The organism is Labrys sp. F242, assembly GCF_057813875.1.
On sequence record NZ_JBVASG010000005.1, the window covers coordinates 49,513 to 67,801 of the forward strand.

Annotated in this window: 13 protein-coding genes and 2 pseudogenes; 11 read left to right on the top strand and 4 right to left on the bottom strand. The window is 64.1% G+C overall.

Annotated features, from left to right (window positions below; genetic code table 11):
- The first annotated feature begins 45 nt into the window (after positions 1–45).
- The 10 genes and pseudogenes from ACZYTC_RS26730 (at position 46) to ACZYTC_RS26775 (ending at position 11,240) form a co-directional block, all read left to right on the top strand.
- Entirely contained in the window at positions 46–1,359 is a 1,314-nt protein-coding gene (locus ACZYTC_RS26730) for an ammonium transporter (protein ID WP_434954908.1), read from the top strand.
- A gap of 350 nt (positions 1,360–1,709) precedes the next feature.
- Entirely contained in the window at positions 1,710–3,284 is a 1,575-nt protein-coding gene (locus tag ACZYTC_RS26735) for an ABC transporter substrate-binding protein (protein ID WP_434954909.1), read from the top strand.
- A gap of 226 nt (positions 3,285–3,510) precedes the next feature.
- Complete coding sequence (locus ACZYTC_RS26740; RefSeq protein WP_434954910.1) at positions 3,511–4,461, top strand: ABC transporter permease; 951 nt, start codon at positions 3,511–3,513, stop codon at positions 4,459–4,461.
- A 9-nt stretch (positions 4,462–4,470) separates the two neighbouring features.
- Positions 4,471–5,304 (top strand): ABC transporter permease, encoded by an 834-nt coding sequence (locus ACZYTC_RS26745; protein ID WP_322434950.1) that lies wholly within the window; start codon positions 4,471–4,473, stop codon positions 5,302–5,304.
- Positions 5,305–5,314: 10 nt separating this feature from the next.
- Positions 5,315–6,940, top strand: coding sequence for an ABC transporter ATP-binding protein (locus ACZYTC_RS26750; RefSeq protein WP_434954911.1), 1,626 nt, complete (start codon positions 5,315–5,317; stop codon positions 6,938–6,940).
- Between the two features lie 70 nt (positions 6,941–7,010).
- Positions 7,011–9,011, top strand: a complete 2,001-nt coding sequence (locus tag ACZYTC_RS26755) for a CocE/NonD family hydrolase (RefSeq protein ID WP_434954912.1) — start codon at positions 7,011–7,013, stop codon at positions 9,009–9,011.
- 172 nt (positions 9,012–9,183) lie between these two features.
- Positions 9,184–9,306: pseudogene (locus tag ACZYTC_RS26760) on the top strand (ferredoxin FdxA); the annotation flags it as partial.
- Between the two features lie 107 nt (positions 9,307–9,413).
- Positions 9,414–9,646 (top strand): annotated as a pseudogene (locus tag ACZYTC_RS26765) (DUF3470 domain-containing protein); the annotation flags it as partial.
- 147 nt (positions 9,647–9,793) lie between these two features.
- Positions 9,794–10,132 carry a ferredoxin FdxA gene (fdxA, locus tag ACZYTC_RS26770; RefSeq protein WP_105865397.1) on the top strand — a complete coding sequence of 113 codons (339 nt, stop codon included), beginning with the start codon at positions 9,794–9,796 and terminating at the stop codon, positions 10,130–10,132.
- Between the two features lie 517 nt (positions 10,133–10,649).
- The gene (locus ACZYTC_RS26775) at positions 10,650–11,240 is read left to right on the top strand and encodes a CarD family transcriptional regulator (protein WP_367624859.1); all 591 of its coding nucleotides are present in this window, start codon (positions 10,650–10,652) and stop codon (positions 11,238–11,240) included.
- 154 nt (positions 11,241–11,394) lie between these two features.
- Here the strand turns inward: ACZYTC_RS26775 and ACZYTC_RS26780 are convergent, their stop codons facing one another.
- Positions 11,395–12,600, bottom strand: coding sequence for an MFS transporter (locus tag ACZYTC_RS26780; RefSeq protein WP_488990953.1), 1,206 nt, complete (start codon positions 12,598–12,600; stop codon positions 11,395–11,397).
- Between the two features lie 167 nt (positions 12,601–12,767).
- On the opposite strand from ACZYTC_RS26780, the gene ACZYTC_RS26785 reads away from it, so the two are divergent.
- Complete coding sequence (locus ACZYTC_RS26785; protein ID WP_488990954.1) at positions 12,768–13,691, top strand: LysR family transcriptional regulator; 924 nt, start codon at positions 12,768–12,770, stop codon at positions 13,689–13,691.
- A gap of 3 nt (positions 13,692–13,694) precedes the next feature.
- Here ACZYTC_RS26785 and prmC read toward each other — a convergent pair whose 3' ends face one another.
- From prmC to ptsP, 3 genes are all read right to left on the bottom strand, one after another.
- A complete protein-coding gene (prmC, locus tag ACZYTC_RS26790; RefSeq protein ID WP_488990955.1) occupies positions 13,695–14,561 on the bottom strand; it encodes a peptide chain release factor N(5)-glutamine methyltransferase in 867 nt (288 codons plus the stop codon).
- 34 nt (positions 14,562–14,595) lie between these two features.
- A complete protein-coding gene (gene prfA / locus ACZYTC_RS26795; RefSeq protein WP_488990956.1) occupies positions 14,596–15,675 on the bottom strand; it encodes a peptide chain release factor 1 in 1,080 nt (359 codons plus the stop codon).
- Between the two features lie 102 nt (positions 15,676–15,777).
- Positions 15,778–18,042 (bottom strand): phosphoenolpyruvate--protein phosphotransferase, encoded by a 2,265-nt coding sequence (ptsP, locus tag ACZYTC_RS26800; protein WP_434954918.1) that lies wholly within the window; start codon positions 18,040–18,042, stop codon positions 15,778–15,780.
- Positions 18,043–18,289 lie beyond the last annotated feature (247 nt).

Consider the following 18,289-nt stretch of genomic DNA (forward strand, 5'->3'; position numbering starts at 1 on the left):
CCTCTGCCGATGCCCTCGACTTCCATGAGACAGGATGCTTTCCCGATGACTTCCCTTCGTTCCCTCAAACTCGCGGTGTCGGCCTTGCTCGGCGCCGGGCTGCTGGCAGGCCCCGCTCTCGCCCAGACCGCAACGCCGCCGCCCACGCTGAATTCCGGTGACACCGCCTGGATGCTGGTGTCCTGCGCGCTGGTGCTGATGATGATCGCGCCGGGCCTCGGCCTGTTCTACGGCGGCCTGGTGCGCGCCAAGAACATGCTCTCCATTCTCATGCAGGTGCTGATCGTCGCCTCGGTGGTGATGGTGATCTGGGTCTTCTACGGCTACACCCTCGCCTTCAGCGACGGTGGCCCGCTCTTTGGCGGCTTTTCCAAGGCCTTCCTCGCCGGCATCACCAAGGACACGCTGAGCGGCACCATTCCCGAATATGTGTTCGTGTGCTTCCAGATGACCTTCGCTGCGATCACGCCGGCCCTCATCGTCGGCGCTTTCGCCGAACGCATGAAGTTCTCGGCCGTGGTGCTGTTCTGCCTGCTCTGGGTCACCTTCATCTACATCCCGGTCGCCCATTCGGTGTGGCAGTCGACGGGCTGGCTGTTCAAGCTGGGCGCGTTCGATTTCGCCGGCGGTACCGTCGTGCACATCAATGCGGGCGTCGCCGGCCTGGTGGGCTGCCTGATGATCGGCAAGCGCACTGGCTTCGGCAAGGAGCAGATGCCGCCCCATTCGCTCACCCTGTCCTGGGTCGGCGCCGGCATGCTGTGGGTCGGCTGGTTCGGCTTCAATGCCGGCTCGGCGCTTTCGGCCGGTGCCAGCGCGGGCCTTGCCATGATGACGACCTTCGTCGCTACGGCCGGGGCGATACTCGGTTGGTCGCTGATCGAGTGGCTCACCCATGGCAAGCCCTCGATGCTGGGTGCGATCTCGGGTGCGGTTGCTGGTCTGGTGGCGGTGACGCCTGCCGCCGGTTTCGTCGGCCCTGCCGGCGCCATCGCGCTCGGCTTCATCGCCGGTATCGTCTGCTTCTTCTTCGTGACGACCGTGAAGAATGCCTTCGGCTATGACGACAGCCTCGACGTCTTCGGCGTGCATGGCATCGGCGGTATTCTCGGTGCCCTCGGCACCGGCGTACTGGCGTCGCCCTCCCTGGGCGGTGTCGGCTATGCGGACGGCGTGACCATGGCCAGCCAGCTTTGGGTCCAGGTCGAGGCGGTCGCCTTCACCATCGTGATGACGGGCGTCGGTTCGGCGATCCTGTTCAAGATCATCGATCTCGTCGTCGGGCTGCGCGTCGACCGTCAGACCGAGGCCGAAGGCCTCGATATCGTCGAACATGGTGAACGCGCCTATCACAGCTGATCCCAACGGCATGCAACAGATCCGAACCCCGGCCTATGGCCGGGGTTTTCGGTTATCGGGGCGGATGGGCCTGATATCGTCTGTAATTGCTTGCTTCGTGGGGGATCTCTTTTGGCCGGAAACGATGAAAATCAGGCCTGCTCGTTGAAAATTCGGGCTTTACCTGACGTTCAAATCTGCAAATCTGGCGTGATCTAAGCTTGACGAAAATGAAGGAACGTCGCGCTGCTGTCATTTGATGTCGTTTGTAGGTCTCTTGCACAGCGGCTTGCAGGACACGATAGTGGGCAGGTCGAACGCTCGGGCAACGAGCGCAAATTCCATACAGGCGAGCCGCAGGGAACATTGACATGACGGGTAAGAACTTCACGCAGCAAGGGTCGGGCCTGATCCTTGATCGTCGCGAATTGATGAAGAGTGCGGCTGCGCTCGGCTTGAGCCTCGGCGCCTTGGGTGCGCTCGGCGGCCCGGCCCTGGCGGCCGACACCCCCAAGAAGGGCGGCACCTTGAAGCTGGGCATGGAGGGCGGTTCCGCCTCCGACAGTCTCGACCCTCGCACCTATGCCGATTCCGTGCCGATCTCCTACGGCTACCAGATCTGCAACGGTTTCGTCGAAATCGGCGAGGACGGTCTGCCCAAGGGCGAATTGTTCGAGAGCTGGGAATACAAGCCCGGCGCCAAGGAATGGATCTTCAACATCCGCAAGGACGTCACGTTCCACAATGGCAAGACGCTCGATGCCGATGACGCGATCTATTCGATCAACCTGCATCGCGGCGATACCAAGTCTGCCGCCAAGGATCTGCTGAGTTCGATCACCGACGTCAAGAAGCTCAGTGCCAACCAGGTCCAGATCACTTTGTCCGAGGGCAATCTCGATCTGCCCTACAATCTCTCCGACTACCACGTTCTGTGCGTGCCCAATGGCTACACCGACTTCTCCAAGCTGATCGGCACGGGCGCCTACAAGCTCGAAGTGTTCGAGCCCGGCGTGCGCGTCGTGACCAAGAACACCGGCAATTACTGGAAGCCGGGACGCGGCAATTTCGATGGCATCGAGCTGCAATATATCCAGGACCAGGCGTCCCGCCTGCAGGCCATGATTTCGGGCCAGGTCGATGCCATCAACCGTCTCGATGCCAAGACCATGGATATCGTGACCTCTTCGCCTGACGTGAGTGTGGTACAGAGCAAGGGCACCGGCAACCGATTCGCCTTCGTGGCGCTGTGCGACACCGATCCTTATACCAACGCCGATCTGCGCTGGGCGCTCAAATACGGCATGGACCGCAAGAAGATCGTCGACACGGTCTACCAGGGTTACGCCACCATCGGCAACGACACCACGATCAGCCCGTCACACAAATACTACGCGAAGGACGTGCCGCAGACGCCCTACGATCCGGAGAAAGCCGCCTTTCACTACAAGAAGGCCGGTAGTCCCAAAATGGAGCTCAAGGTCTCGGAAGGCGCCTATAACGGCGCGACGGACGCTGGCTTGCTCTATCAGGAGGCCATTAAGCAGGCGGGTATCGATCTGACGGTCACCCGTGTCTCGGGCGACGGCTACTGGTCGAACATCTGGCTGAAGGATCCCTTCTGCGCCGTCTATTGGGGCGGACGTCCCAACATCGATCTGCAATTGTCCCAGACCTTCCTGTCCACCGCCAATTGGAACGACACCCACTGGAAGCGTCCTGAATTCGACAAGCTCCTGATCTCCGCCCGCGTCGAGAGCGACGAAGCCAAGCGCGCTCAGATCTATGCCGATTGCCAGAAGATGATCCACGACGATGGCGGCATGGTCTGTTACGCGGTCGGCGACTATCTCGACGCCTACTCCAAGAAGATCATGGGGACGGCCCCGCATCCACGCTACGACATGTGCGACCAGCGCGTCGCCGAAAAGGGTTGGTTCGCCTGAGAACTCTGGAGCAAGGGGCGTTTGGCGACAACGCCGCTTTGCCCCTGCTCTTTGTTTCGACGCGTTCCTGCGATCCCTGGTGTATCAGCCAGATCGTGGAGCGCTTCGGGGGCGACGCGCGTGAGGCGCCTCGCTCTTCTCCTTTCATATTGCAGAAGGCCGGGCGCATGCGGGGGGAACTGCTACGTGCCCGGTCTCCGTCGGCAACAGGTCGAAAGGGCACATTGTGGGACGTCTTATTGGTTGGCGCATCGTCCAGGGGCTGGTGACGCTCTTCGCCATCTCGCTCATTCTGTTTATTCTAACCCTCAATTTGCAGGGCAATGCGGCGGACGCCGTGCTCGGCCAGGCGGCCACGGCAGAAACCAAGGCCGCCTTCGAACGCAGCATCGGTCTGGATGTGCCGGCCTGGCAGCGTTATCTGAACTGGCTCTGGAACATCGTCGCGCATTTTGATTTTGGTCGCTCCTACACCAACCAGAACGCCATCGTGAACGATCTGTGGCCGCGCTTCACCAATACGATGTTCCTGGCCTGCTACGCGGCCGTGATCGCCGTGCCGCTCGCCGTCATCACCGGCATCACCTGCGCCATCACCGAGGGGCGCTTGGCCGACCGTGCCGCCAACGTGCTGGCGCTGATCGCCATCTCGCTGCCGGAATTCTTCATCGGCGGGGTACTGATCCTGCTCTTTGCCGGTTATTGGCGCTGGTTTCCGCCGCTGGCGACCGTCAATTCCGACATGGGCTTTTTCTTCCGTCTCTATGTGACCTTCCTGCCGGCGGTGGCGCTGACCTGTCTGGTTACCGCCCATATGATGCGCATGACGCGCAATTCCGTGCTGTCGATCATGTCGACACCCTATGTCGAAATGGGCTTCCTCAAGGGCCTGACGCGGGCCCGTGTCGTCACCAAGCATGCGCTACCCAACGCGGCCTCGCCGATCATCTCGGTGGTCGCATTGAACGTCGCCTATCTGGTGGTCGGCGTGGTCGTCATCGAGAAGGTCTTCACCTATCCGGGTGTCGGCCAATACATGATCGACGCGGTGACCAAGCGCGACGTGCCGGCGATCCTGGCCTGCGGCATCCTGTTTGCAGCGGTGTTCATCATCCTCAATACGATTGCCGACGTGCTGGCGATCATCCTCAATCCGCGTCTGCGGCATCCCCGGTAGGAAAGCAGCATGGTCATTTTCGGACACAAGGCGCCGCTCACTGCCGTCATCGGCTTGTTCATCATCGCGCTCAACGTCGTCGTCGCCATCGCCGGCCCTTGGCTCGCTCCTTATTCGGAGACGCAGACTGTCGGCAAGACCTGGGCGACGATCTCGGCGGCCAACTGGCTGGGGACCGACCAGATCGGGCGTGACATGCTCACCCGCCTGATCTATGGCGCCCGCCTCACCATCGGCATCGCCCTGGTCACCACCATCATGTCCTTCGCCATCGGCATTACGCTCGGCCTTGTGGCGGCCGTGACCGGGCGGTGGATCGACGCCGTGCTCTCGCGCGCCGTCGACATCGTCATGTCGGTGCCGCTGCTGATCTGGGCGCTGATCATCCTGTCGATCTTCGGCCAGACCCTGACCTCCCTGGTGCTGACCATCGCCTTCCTCGACTCCAGCCGCGTCTATCGCCTTGCCCGCGCGCTCGGCATGAACCTCGCCTCGCTGGATTTCGTCGAGGTGGCGAGGCTGCGCGGCGAGGGCATTTGGTGGGTGGTCTGGCGCGAGATCCTGCCCAATGCCGCCGCGCCTTTGATGTCGGAGTTCGGACTGCGCTTCTGCTTCAACTTCCTGTTCATCGCCGCCTTGAGCTTCATCGGTCTCGGCGTTCCCCTGCCCTATGCGGACTGGGGCGGCATGGTGCGCGACAACATCACCAGCCTTAAGCTCGGGCGGGCCGCGGCACTCTATCCCGCCGCCGCCATCGCCCTGCTCACCATCGGCATCAACCTGGTGGTCGATTGGTTCCTGTCGATCGATGCCCGCCCATCCGGCGCGCAAGCGGAAATGTAAGGGGGCCGAGATGGCAGACGACAAAACCTCTTCCGACATGATCCTCGAGCTGGAAAAGCTCCGGGTCGAGACCATCACCGGCCGCGTTCTGGTCGACAATGTCGACGTGACGTTGCGGCGGGGAGAAATCCTCGGCCTCATCGGTGAGTCCGGTGCCGGCAAGTCCACCATCGGCCTGGCGTCGATGGCCTATGCCCGGGCCGGCATGCGCATCACCGGAGGCTCGATCAAGCTCGACGGCACCGAACTGCGCGCCTCCACCGCCGCGCAGCGCCGCAATTTCCGCGGCAAGAGCATCGCCTATATCGCCCAGAGTGCCGCCGCTTCCTTCAACCCGGCCATGACGCTGATGGACCAGGTCTGTGAGGCGCCGGTGGTGCATGGCGTGATGACGCGGCCAGAGGCGGAAGCCTATGCCCGCAAGCTCTTTCGCATCCTGCAACTGCCCAATCCCGACACGATCGGCGACCGCTATCCCCACCAGGTCTCGGGCGGCCAGCTCCAGCGCGCCATGGCGGCGATGGCAATGAGCTGCCGGCCCGACGTGATCGTGCTCGACGAGCCGACCACGGCGCTCGACGTCACCACCCAGATCGAGGTGCTGGCGCTGCTGCGCGACCTCATCCGGGAATTCGGCACGGCAGGTCTCTACATCACGCACGACCTTGCCGTGGTGGCCCAGATCGCCCATCGCATCATGGTGCTGCGTCATGGCAAGACCGTCGAGGTCGGCGAGGCCCAGCAGGTGCTGGAGGCGCCGCGGACCGACTATGCCCGTGCGCTGGTGAACGAGCGGCGCGAGGCCGAGCATCTCCAGCTCACCGCCCCGGCGGAGGGGGCCGAGCCCGTACTCTCCATGACCAACGTCACCGCTGGCTACGGCCCGGTGGCGATCGTCAAGAACGCCTCCTTCAAGCTCGCAAAAGGCGAGACCCTGGCGGTGGTGGGCGAGTCCGGCTCCGGCAAGAGCACGATTGCGCGTATCGTGGTCGGCCTGCTGCCGCGCTGGGAGGGGGATGTCTCACTCAACGGCAAGACCCTGCCGCCGGCTTTGCCCCAACGCAGCAAGGACATCCTCCGCCGCCTGCAGATGGTGCATCAGATGCCGGACGTGGCGCTCAATCCGCGCCAGAGCCTGGGGCAGATCATCGGGCGCCCGGTGAGCTTCTACTTCAACCGTTCGGCGGGGGACGTGCGCAAGCGGGTGCTTGAACTGCTGCATCAGGTCGGTCTGCCGGAGGAGTTCGCGGACCGTCGGCCCGGACAGCTCTCGGGCGGCCAGAAGCAGCGCGTCTGCATCGCGCGTGCCCTGGCGGCCGAGCCGGAGGTGATCATCTGCGACGAGCCGACCTCCGCCCTCGACCCGCTGGTGGCGGAAGACGTGCTCAAGCTCCTCAAGAAGCTGCAGGACGATCTTGGTCTCGCCTATATGTTTATCACCCACGACCTCGGCACGGTGCGCCGCATCGCCCATCGCACGGCGGTGATGCTCAAGGGCGAGATCATCGCCCAGGGCCCGACGGCCGACATCTTCGCGCCGCCCTTCCACCCCTATACGGAGAAGCTGATCAGCTCCGTGCCGGAGATGGATACCCACTGGCTCGACAACATTCTCGCCAGCCGCAAGGTGGCGTGATCCAATAGTTCGTAGAAAGGGCCGGTCCTCGGACCGGCCCTTTCGTTTGTCTTTCATAAAGTCTTTTCCGATGACCGCGACCCGCACGATCGAACATTTTTTTATCCCACTCGCCGATGGCACCCGGCTCGCAGCCCGCCTCTGGCTGCCCGAGGATGCGGAGGCCAGGCCTGTGCCGGCGGTCCTCGAATATATCCCCTACCGCAAACGTGATGGCACGCGCGGGCGGGACGAGCCGATGCATGGCTGGTTCGCTGCCAATGGCTATGCCGCCATCCGCGTGGACATGAGAGGCAGCGGCGAATCCGACGGCCTGCTCGAGGATGAATATCTGCAACGCGAGCTCGACGATGCCTGCGAGGTGATCGCCTGGCTCGCGGCCCAGCCCTGGTGCTCGGGCGCCGTCGGCATGATGGGCAAGAGCTGGGGCGGTTTCAACTGCCTGCAGGTCGCGGCGCTCAACCCGCCGGCGCTCAAGGCTGTCATCACCGTCTGCTCGACCGACGACCGCTATGCCGACGACATCCATTTTATGGGCGGCACCCTGCTCAACGACAATCTGTGGTGGGGCAGCATCATGCTGGCCTACCAGGCGCGCCCGGCGGATCCGGCGCTGGTCGGCGAGGCCTGGCGGGCGCAATGGCAGCACCGGCTCGAACGTCTGCCTTTCTTCCCGGCGCTCTGGCTCGCCCATCAGAGGCGCGATGCCTATTGGCGGCACGGCTCGATCTGTGAGGATTTCTCGGCCGTGCAATGTCCGGTTTTCGCAGTCGGCGGCTGGGGCGATGCCTACACCAATGCCATTCCGCGCCTGCTGGAGGGCCTGGAGGTGCCCAGGCTCGGCCTGATCGGGCCCTGGGCCCATATCTACCCGCAGGACGGCGTGCCGGGCCCTGCCATCGGCTTCCTGCAGGAGGCGACGCGCTGGTGGGATCACTGGCTGAAGGGCCGGGATCGCGGCATTATGGCCGAGCCGATGATGCGGGCCTTCATCGAGGAATGGACGCCGCCCGGTCACCGCGATCCGGTGCCTGGCCGCTTTGTCGGCGAGATGACCTGGCCTTCGCCGCAGATCACCGCCAAGACCGTCCATCTAGCGCCGGGCACCTTGACGCCCGAGCCCGGCCCGGCCAGCGAGATCGCCTTCGCCTCGCCGGCCTGGACGGGGGCAGCGGCCGGGGAATGGATGGGCACCGGGGTCAGCGGCGAGGAGCCGGCCGATCAGCGGCATGACGATGCCTTCTCCTGCAGCTTCGACGGCGAGGTCCTGACCGAACGGGTCGAATTGCTTGGCGCCCCGGAGATCGAGATCGAGGTCGCCTCCGATAAGCCTCTGGCCCAGCTCTGCGCCCGGCTCTGCGACGTCGCGCCGGATGGATCTTCTCGCCGCATCGCCTATGGCGTGCTCAACCTGACCCATCGCGACAGCCATGTCGACCCCGAGGCGCTGGTGCCCGGCCGCTTCTATCCCATCCGCCTCAAATTGAGCGATTGCGGCTATGCTCTCGCCCCGGGGCATCGCATCCGCCTGGCCTTGTCGACGGCCTACTGGCCGCTGATCTGGCCGGCGCCGGAACCGGTGACGCTGACCCTGCGCTGCCCGGGTCGGCTGAGCATGCCGGTGCGCGAGGCCCGCGCGGACGACTTCGTCGTCGCCTTCGAGCCCGCCGTGAGCGCGGCGCGTACCCCGATGTCCAAGGTCGCCGAAGGGCGGATGGCGCGTACCACCTCGCTCGATCTCCTGACGAACACGGCCACCTATGTCACGGAGGGGGAGGGCGGCCTGTTCGGAGAGGGCGTGCTGCGCTTCGACGAGATCGATACCACGCTCTCCCATAGTCTCCGGCGCGAACTCACCATCAGAGGCGATGATCCACTCAGCGCGCGCTACCACCTCACCGAGAGCTATGAGATGGGGCGCGAGGGCTGGCAGATCCGTATCGAGGTGAAGACCGCGATGCAGGCGACCGCGGCCGATTTCATCCTGGAAGGCGAGCTCAAGGCCCTCGCCAATGGCGAGGTGGCAGCCGAGCGCCGCTGGCATGAGAAAATCGCCCGCGATCTCTTGTGACCGCAATTGTGCCTCGAGCGTGCCACACCCGGCCATTCCATTGAGGACTTCCCTCGATGGAATGGCCGCCATGACCCGGAGTGTTTTTTGATTTTGGCGGTCACGCCAAGAATCGCAAAGACGCGTCGAAACAAAAAGCTGGAGCAAAGAGACGTTTATGTGAAAACGCGCTTTGCTCAAGGTGGTCACCGAGAACGGCATCAAATGCAAATATATGGGCAAATATATGGACTGTGTCGCCGAGTGCCCGGTGGATTGCTTCCGGGAAGGCGAGATCATGCTTGTCATCGATCCCTAGAGCAAAGCGCGTTCATGACTGAACGCTTGTTTGCTCCAGCTTTTTGGTTCGACGCGTCTTTGCGATTCTAGGTGACTCCGCCAAATCGAAAAACGCTTTTGCTCTGCATCGATTGCGGCATCTGCGAACCGGTTTGTCCGGCGGATGCCATCCATTCCGGCGCCGAGCGGGGGCTGGAGGCCTGGGTTGAACTGAACGCGCGCTATGCCTATCTCTGGCCGGAGATCACGATGAAGCGCGAAACCCCAGCGGACGCCAAGCAATGGGACGGCAAGCCTGCAAGCTCGCTTTGCTGTCGCCCCGGCCGGGCGCTGGAGATGCAGGACAGGCCGGGTAGAGGACAGGTCCAGTGCCCCGTTTGTGATGAACTGTGTTAAAGCCAGCACCGCGACGAATGGCTGCTCTGTGCTGGTGCGCCTTGAACCGTCGGCACAGTTCGGCTAGGCAGTTTTAGCAAGATTATAAACTTTCGGGATTTTCTGGCATGACCTACGTGGTCACTGAGAACTGCATCAAGTGCAAATACATGGACTGCGTGGAAGTCTGCCCGGTGGACTGTTTCTACGAGGGTGAGAATTTTCTCGTCATCCATCCCGACGAATGCATCGATTGCGGTGTCTGTGAGCCTGAATGTCCGGCGGATGCCATCAAGGCCGATACCGAAAAGGGCCTGGAGGCCTGGCTTGAGCTGAATGCCAAATTCGCGCAGAGCTGGCCCAATATCACGGTCAAGCGCGACAGTTTCCCCGATTCCAAGGAGTGGGACGGCAAGCCGGACAAGTTGCCGCTGCTCTCTCCGGAACCGGGCCAGGGCGACGCCTGACCGCCAGATCCCGGCCGAATTCGGCAGGGTTCGCCTCCACTGTGCGGGCAGCATGGCTGCCCGTTTTCTGGGCCTCGGCCACAGGTGGCCGTCGGGATGCGCTTGCATGTGCCCGTCGCTTTTTGCATAGCGGCTATTCACAAAAACCGCGTGGTATCAACCTTAACGAGCGCTTTACGCGCCGTTTTTGCGTGTAAAAGCGTTGATTTTTGCCGATTTTTGGTGTATACACACGGCATGGTCAAGAGAGAGACCGAGTTACCCCCGCCGCTGCTCCGCACAGGGGCAATTTTTTTGTGCTCAGCTTCAAGGGACCTCAGTCGGTCGGTGCGGGTAGCGCCGATAGATACATGGAATTTTTGACCGTCCTTCAGTTCGACGTTCCTCGCGGCGGCTCCTTGAAGCTTTGGCCTGGTTCCACTGTCGAATGGTGTTTGCGGCAACAGGCGCGAGCCTGTCCGTGGTTTGGTGCGGCTGCCGGTTCGGCATCCGCCAATGATAGGAGCGTTGAAGCGTCATGACGACAGCGAAAAAGACGTCCACGAAGCAGGGTTTCAAGACGGGCGAGAGCATTGTTTACCCCTCGCATGGCGTCGGCAAGATCGTGTCGATCGACGAGCAGGAAGTAGCCGGTTTCAAGCTTGAGCTGTTCGTGATCTCCTTCTCCAAGGACAAGATGACGCTGCGCGTGCCCACCACCAAGATCGCTTCCGTCGGCATGCGCAAGCTGTCCGAGCCGGCTGTGGTCGCCAAGGCGCTCGAGACGCTCAAGGGCCGTGCCCGCATCAAGCGCACCATGTGGTCGCGCCGTGCGCAGGAATACGAAGCCAAGATCAATTCGGGCGACCTGATCGCTATTGCCGAGGTGGTGCGCGATCTCTATCGCTCCGACGCGCAGCCTGAGCAGTCCTATTCCGAGCGTCAGCTCTATGAAGCGGCTCTCGATCGCATGGCGCGCGAGCTCGCCGCCGTGGACGACCTCATCGATTCCGAGGCCGTGAAGGTGATCGAAGCCAACCTCGCCAAGGGCCCCAAGCGTGGCGGTGCCAAGGAAGCCGAGGCAGAGTTCGACGACGCCACCGAAGAGGAGGAGGAGGCCGCCGCCTGAGGCGCTTCCCCATCCATCACAAAAAAACCCCGCTTCGGCGGGGTTTTCTTTTTTCCTGGGATCGCAGGCGTCCTCGCCTGCATCGTCCCATCCTGTGAGCGCTGCCCTTCCAAGAGCAGGCGAGGACGCCTGCGGTCCCAGCAATAACGCCGCCTTAGGTCGGGTCGGGGCATGCTACCGCCGCTGCCCGCTCGCTACCAACGAAGGCGAGTGCGAGGCCGGCAAGGGCCAGCAATCCGCCAGCAATCGGTATGGCTGCATAGCCCAGGCCCAGGCTGAGGGTTGCGCTGCCGATGGCGGCACCGAGGGCGTTGCCGAGATTGAAGGCGCCGACATTGATGGAAGAAGCCAGGCCCGGTGCCGCCGAGGCGACCTGCATCACCCGCATCTGCAAGGGCGGCACGATGGCGAAGGCGGCCATGCCCCAGATGACAAGGCCGATTGCGGCGCCCCAATGATTGGTCAGAGCGAGCGGCAGCATCATCATGATCACGCCGAGGGCTGCCAGTGAGAGCCTGGCGGCGCCGTCCAGCGACCAGTCGGCCAGGCGGCCACCCAGCGTATTGCCGAGGGTCAGGCCAATGCCGATCAGGGCAAGGGCGAGGGTGATGAAACTGGCGCCGGCTTGGGTGATCTCGACCAGTACCGAGGTGACATAGGTATAGAGGACGAACATGGCACCCGCACCCATCACGGTGGCCGCCATGGCGGTCAGCACGCTGCGCTGGGCAATGGCGCCGAATTCCCGGCGGATGTCGGGCATGCTGCCGGGTTCCCCTTTCGGGAGAGCCAGGAAGAGCGCCAGGATGGCCGCCAGCCCGAGCAGGGCCGTCGCAGCGAAGGTCTGGCGCCAGCCGATGGCCTGGCCGATCCAGGTGGCCGCCGGCACGCCGCCGATGGTGGCGATGGTCAGGCCCAGGAACATCGCGGCGATAGCGCTGGCTTGGCGTTCCCGTGGCACGATGCTGGCAGCGACGACCGAGCCGAGGCCGAAGAAGGCACCATGATTGAGGCTGGTGACGATGCGGGCCGCCATGAGCGTCCAGTAGCCGGGTGCGATCGCCGCCAGCAAATTGCCGATGGTGAAGATGCCCATCAGCACCATCAGGGCCGTGCGCTTGTGAAGGCGGGCCAGCAGCAGCGTCATCACCGGTGCGCCAGCCATCACGCCGATGGCATAGGCGCTGATCAACAGGCCGGCGGTCGGAATGTCGACGCTGACGCCTTGCGCAATGTCGCGCAGCATGCCCATGGGCGAGAATTCGGTGGTGCCGATGCCAAAGGCGCCGATGGCCAGCGCCGTCAGCGGCCAGAAGCTGGACGGCGTGCCGGCATTGGCGGTACGTGGTAGTGGGGCCATTGCATCCATTGTCGTTTCTCGACTTTCGATTCCTTGGTTTCCAAGCGGCGACGGCATCAGCGCTGCCGCCTGGGTTCAGGTGGAGGTAGGGCCGCGTCGGGTTCCGGGAAAGGCGCCGGGGATCACCTTATTTATGAAATCGTTTCACGAGTAAGAGCAGGCAGCAGATGGACAACCGCTTTGGCGAGATGCAGGTGTTCCGGCTGGTGGTCGAAACCGGCAGCTATTCGCGTGCCGCCCGGCAGTTGCGCATGACGCCTTCGACGGTGAGCAAGCTGATTGCACGGATCGAGACGCGCCTGGGATTGCGATTGTTCGAGCGTTCGACCCGGCGTCTGTCTCTTACCGGGGAAGGGCGGGCCTATTACGAGCGCGGCGGTGCCGTCATCGACGACTTCGATGCGATCGAGCGGGATTTGAGCGGGCAAGCCGTGACCCCCAGCGGCACCGTGCGCGTGACGGCTTCGCTGGCCTTCGGGGCAATGGCGATCGAGCCGATCCTGCCGGCCTTCTGGCAGGCCTATCCGGAGGTTGCCGTCGACCTGGCGCTTTCGGAAGAAAAGCTCGATCTCTATCAGGAGCATATCGACGTGGCTTTCCGGGTGGGTGCTTTGCCCGACTCGCGTCTGCGGGCACGCCGTATCGGCACCTCGCGACGCCTGATCGTCGCAGCTCCGGCCTATCTCGACCGTCATGGCATGCCGCGATCGGTCGATGACCTCATACGGCACAATTGCCTGGGTTTCAGTTTCCGTCGTGCCGTGCCGGTATGGCCGATCAGTGAGAGCGGCCGCATCGTCGACCGTGCCGTGCGCGCTTCCCTGCTCGCCAACAATGGCGAGACGCTGCGCCGCATGGCCGTCGCCGGTGTGGGTCTGGCGCGCCTTGCCGATTATCACATCCGCGACGAGCTGGCGGCTGGACGCCTCGTCGAGATCCTCGCTGATGCGGTCACGCCTGACGAGGAGGACATGCATGTCCTCTTCTTCGGCGGCGACAACATTCCCCATCGCGTCAGGGTGTTCCTGGATTTTTGCGTGCCGCTGCTGCAACGCTTTCTGCGGGATGGACTGGTTGAGCGCCTGCTCTAGACGTCAGGCCGGCCAGCGGCCGGCGAGAGCCCGGGCGACGCCACCGAGATCTTTGCGCGCCGGACCGATCATCTCGAAACCGGCTTGACGCATCAGCGCCGCCACGGCGTCCTCCTGGCCGATGCCGAGCTCGAAGACCAGCAGCCCGCCCGGGCGCAGCAGGCGAGGCGCGTCGGCGACAATGGCACGATAGGCGTCGAGGCCGTCCGTGCCACCATCGAGGGCCAGCAGCGGGTCGTGCTGGCGGACCTCGGGTTCCAGCCCGGCAATATCGGCGGAGGGAATATAGGGCGGGTTGGAGACGATGAGGTCGAATTTATCCTCCAGGCCCTCCGTCCAATTCCGGGGCTGGAATTGAGCCCGGTCGGCAACGCCATTATCGGCGGCATTCAGGGCAGCAACAGCCAGGGCGTCGGCAGAGCGATCGATCCCGATTCCGCTCGCTCGGGGTCTTTCATGGAGTAGGGCAATCAGGATGGCGCCGGTGCCGGTGCCGAGATCGAGCAGACGATAGGCTGCATCCCGCTGGGGCAGCAGGGCAAGGCAGGTTTCGACGATGGTTTCGGTGTCCGGCCTTGGCGACAGGGTGGCAGGGCCGAGGCGGAATTCCAGGCTCCAGAACGCGCGGCTCCCCAGGATGCGGTCCACCGGCTCCCCGGCCAGGCGCCGGGCGCGGAAGGCGTAGGCTTTCGCAGCGGCCTCGGCCGTTATCGGGCTGTCGGGTGAGAGCGTGATCGCGGTCGCCGGCAGGCCGGCGGCTTCGGCGACCAGCCACCGCGCGTCGAGCTCGGGCGTGGCAAGGCTCGCTGTCCGGAAGTCGGTCAGGATCTCCCGATAGAGGCCGCCGAGCGTGGTCATGGAAGCGCCCATGCGCGGCGTTTGCCGTGCAGACCAAGCTTGTCTCTCACGCCCGAGCCTCGCTGGCGGCGAGAAGCCGGGCCTGGTTTTCGGTCACCAGCGCGTCGATCACCTCGTGGAGGGCATCCCCGGTGATGATCTGATCGAGCTTGTAGAGGGTGAGGCCGATGCGATGATCGGTGAGCCGCCCCTGCGGGAAATTATAGGTACGGATACGTTCGGAACGGTCGCCCGAGCCGACCTGGTCGCGCCGGTCGGCCGCGCGGGCGCTGTCGACGCGCTCGCGCTCGGCCTCGTAGAGGCGTGCCCGCAGCATCGCCATGGCCTGTGCCCGGTTCTTGTGCTGGGAGCGTTCAGCTTGTACCGCGACGGCGATGCCGGTGGGCAGATGGGTGATGCGCACGGCACTGTCGGTGGTGTTGACGTGCTGGCCGCCGGCGCCGGACGCCCTGAAGACGTCGACTTTGAGGTCCTTCTCCTCGATGGCGATATCCACCTCTTCGGCTTCGGGCAACACGGCGACCGTGGCGGCGGAGGTGTGGATACGTCCGCCTGCCTCCGTCACCGGTACACGCTGCACGCGATGCACGCCGGATTCGAATTTCAGCTTGGCGAAGACGCCCTTGCCCCTGACCGCCACGGCGACGTCCTTGTAGCCGCCCATGGTGCCTTCGGATTCGGTCAGGATCTCGGTCTTCCAGCCCTGGAGACCGGCATAGCGCATATACATGCGCAGGAGGTCGCCGGCGAAAAGCGAGGCCTCGTCGCCGCCGGTGCCGGCGCGCACTTCCAGGATGGCCGATTTTTCGTCGGCGGCGTCCTTGGGCAGCAGCGACAGCTTGATCGCGGTCTCCAACTCGCCGAGCCGTTCGAGCAGCGACTTGCGTTCCTCCTCCGCCATCTCGGCCATCTCGCCGGCCATGGCCGGTTCGGCAATGATGACTTCGACGCCTTTCAGTTCTTCCTGGGCACCCTGCCATTCGCGAATGATTGCCGCGACGGGATCGAGTTCGGAGAGTTCGCGAGCCAAGGCCACATAGGACTCGGCATCCGGGCCGGAGGCGAGCTCCGCCTCGACGAAATCGCGGCGGCGAAGCAAGGCATCAAGGCGGTCGAGGGGTAGCATCTATTCATCCTGGGGGCGCGGACGTCCTCGTCCGCATCTTGGAAACGGTGCGCATGGGGAGAAAAAGCGGGCGAGGACGTCCGCGCTCCCGGAGCAGCCTCGCTATAACGGGATGCCGCGTTCGGCAGCGAATTCCCGCAAGGCAAGGCGCAGCGGCTTCTCCGCTTCCGGCTTGAGGTAGTGGTTGACGAGGTCTGTGATCTCGCGCGTGTCGATTTCGAGCAACATGGCCTTGACCGGGCCGATCGCGGACGGCGTCATCGACAATTGCCGGAAGCCGAGGCCGATCAGGGCAAGCGCCTCCAGCGGTCTGGATGCCAGCTCGCCGCACAGCGTCACCGGCACGCCGGCGGCGTTGGATTTGTCGGCGATCATCTTCAGGGCCCGCATCACCGAGGGCGAGAGCGTGTCGAAACGGCCGGCCACACGCGCATTGCCGCGGTCGACCGCATAGAGGAACTGGAAGAGATCGTTCGAGCCGACGGACAGGAAGTCGGTGCGCTGCAGGATCTCGTCGAGCTGGAAGAGGAGGCTGGGCACCTCCACCATGGCGCCGAGCTTCACGAGATCCGGCAGGGGCTTGCCGTGGCGGCGCAGGAAGGTGATCTCGCGTTCCACCACCCCGCGAGCCTGGTCGAATTCCTCGGCGGCCGAGATCATCGGGAACATCACCCTGAGCTCGCGTCCGGCGGCGGCCTGCAGCAAGGCGCGGAGCTGCGAGCGCATCAGGCCGGGACGGTCAAGGCCGAGACGGATGGCGCGCCAGCCGAGCGCCGGGTTCTCCTCCTCGATCTGGTGCATATAGGGCAGCACCTTGTCGCCGCCGATATCGAGGGTGCGGAAGGTCACGGGCCGGTCACCGGCAGCCTCCAGCACGGCCTTGTAGAGCGCATATTGCTCGCCGGTACGCGGGAACTGCGAGGCGATCATGAATTGCAGCTCGGTGCGGAACAGCCCGATGCCGTCGGCGCCGCTCTCCTTGATATGCGGCAGGTCGACCAGGAGGCCGGCATTGATGAACAATCTGATATCGCTGCCGTCGCGCGTGCGGCTGGGCAGGTTGCGCAGGGCGAGATACTGCTCCTGCCGCTTGGCCCGGAACCTCACCTTCTCGGCATAAGCGTGTTCGACATCGGGCGCCGGACGCACCTGGACCTCGCCCACCGAGCCGTCGACGATGATGGCATCGCCTTGTTCGACCAGGCTGGTGATGCCCTCGACCTCGCCCACGGTGGGAATGCCGAGCGCGCGCGCCACAATGGCGACATGGCTCGTCGGGCCACCCTCTTCGAGGATGAGGCCGCGCAGGTTGTCGCGCGAATAATCGAGCAGGGCCGCCGGCCCCATTGAGCGGGCCACCAGCACCGCATCCTTGGGCATGGCGTCGGAGGAGACGTGATGCCCGTCGCCGGTGAGCTGACGCAGCAGGCGGTTGGCGAGATCGTCGAGATCGTAGAGGCGCTCGCGCAGGATCGGATCGGCGACGCGCTGCATGCGCGCGCGCGTGTCGGACTGCACGCGCTGCACCGCCGCCTCGGCGGTGACGCCGGTGGCGATGACCTCGCGCATCTTGGTGATCCAGCCGCGGTCCTGCGCAAACATGCGATAGGCTTCGAGCACGTCGAGCGTCTCGGTGGCGCGGGCGAGGTCGCCACGGTCGAGCATGGCGTCGATGGCGTCGCGCAGGCCGACGATGGCATTGTCGAGGCGGTCTGTCTCGCGCCCGACGTCATCGGCGATAAAGGTCTTCACCACCACGCGTGGCTCGTGCAGCACGACATGGCCGAGGCCGACGCCCTCGGAAAGCGGGGCGCCGGTCAACTGCAGGGCGCGACGGCTGGCGAGATCGGCGCCCGGGCGGGCGAGGGCCTGAAGCTCGCCGGAAGCGATCATCTCGGCCAGCACCATGGCGACCGTGGCGAGCGCCTCGATCTCCTCTTCCGAATAAGCGCGCTGGGCCTTGTTCTGCACGACCAGGACGCCGAGCGTCTCGCCGGCGCGCAGGATCGGCACGCCGAGGAAGGCGTTGTAGATTTCTTCGCCTGTTTCCGGCTTGTAGGCAAAGGAGGGATGGTGCTGCGCGTCCGAGGTGGTGACGGCCTCGGCTTCCTTGGCGACGAGGCCGACCAGGCCCTCGCCCTTGCGCATGGTGGTCAAATGCACCGCGTTCGGATTGAGGCCTTCGGTGGCATAGAGTTCGAGCGTGCCGTCGGTGCGCAGGACATAGACCGAGCAGACCTCCGCGACCATGTTCGCGGCGATCAAGACAACGGTCTTGTCCAGCCTCTCCTGCGCCGAAACAGGCTCCGCCATGACTTCGCGGAGCCGCTTGAGGAGCAGGCGCGGGCCACCGATCGCGCCACGCATCCGATGCCTCCATGTCCTCGACAGATCTGGCGACCCGGCGAACCGGGGCCGTCCGCTGTCTCAGAGGGCCGGCCGGTTCTGGCGAAGCGGCCGGTACCATAATGAATAGGGGGCGTACCTCGCGCGAGAATCCAAACGAAGCACGCACTAACTTTTTGTTCTGTCGCAAGATCTCACGGAAATTGAAAGAAGTATTTCCGATCTTGCCGGGCACTGCGTCATCGGGGCGCTATGCCGTCGTCATGAG

Excerpts from the sequence above, each read along its gene's own strand:
- ACZYTC_RS26730 (WP_434954908.1), top strand. The coding sequence starts at position 46 with ATGACTTCCCTTCGTTCCCTCAAACTCGCGGTGTCGGCCTTGCTCGGC.
- ACZYTC_RS26735 (WP_434954909.1), top strand. The coding sequence starts at position 1,710 with ATGACGGGTAAGAACTTCACGCAGCAAGGGTCGGGCCTGATCCTTGAT.
- ACZYTC_RS26745 (WP_322434950.1), top strand. The coding sequence starts at position 4,471 with ATGGTCATTTTCGGACACAAGGCGCCGCTCACTGCCGTCATCGGCTTG.
- ACZYTC_RS26750 (WP_434954911.1), top strand. The coding sequence starts at position 5,315 with ATGGCAGACGACAAAACCTCTTCCGACATGATCCTCGAGCTGGAAAAG.
- ACZYTC_RS26755 (WP_434954912.1), top strand. The coding sequence starts at position 7,011 with ATGACCGCGACCCGCACGATCGAACATTTTTTTATCCCACTCGCCGAT.
- fdxA (WP_105865397.1), top strand. The coding sequence starts at position 9,794 with ATGACCTACGTGGTCACTGAGAACTGCATCAAGTGCAAATACATGGAC.
- ACZYTC_RS26775 (WP_367624859.1), top strand. The coding sequence starts at position 10,650 with ATGACGACAGCGAAAAAGACGTCCACGAAGCAGGGTTTCAAGACGGGC.
- ACZYTC_RS26780 (WP_488990953.1), bottom strand. The coding sequence starts at position 12,600 with ATGGCCCCACTACCACGTACCGCCAATGCCGGCACGCCGTCCAGCTTC.
- ACZYTC_RS26785 (WP_488990954.1), top strand. The coding sequence starts at position 12,768 with ATGGACAACCGCTTTGGCGAGATGCAGGTGTTCCGGCTGGTGGTCGAA.
- prmC (WP_488990955.1), bottom strand. The coding sequence starts at position 14,561 with ATGGGCGCTTCCATGACCACGCTCGGCGGCCTCTATCGGGAGATCCTG.
- prfA (WP_488990956.1), bottom strand. The coding sequence starts at position 15,675 with ATGCTACCCCTCGACCGCCTTGATGCCTTGCTTCGCCGCCGCGATTTC.
- ptsP (WP_434954918.1), bottom strand. The coding sequence starts at position 18,042 with ATGCGTGGCGCGATCGGTGGCCCGCGCCTGCTCCTCAAGCGGCTCCGC.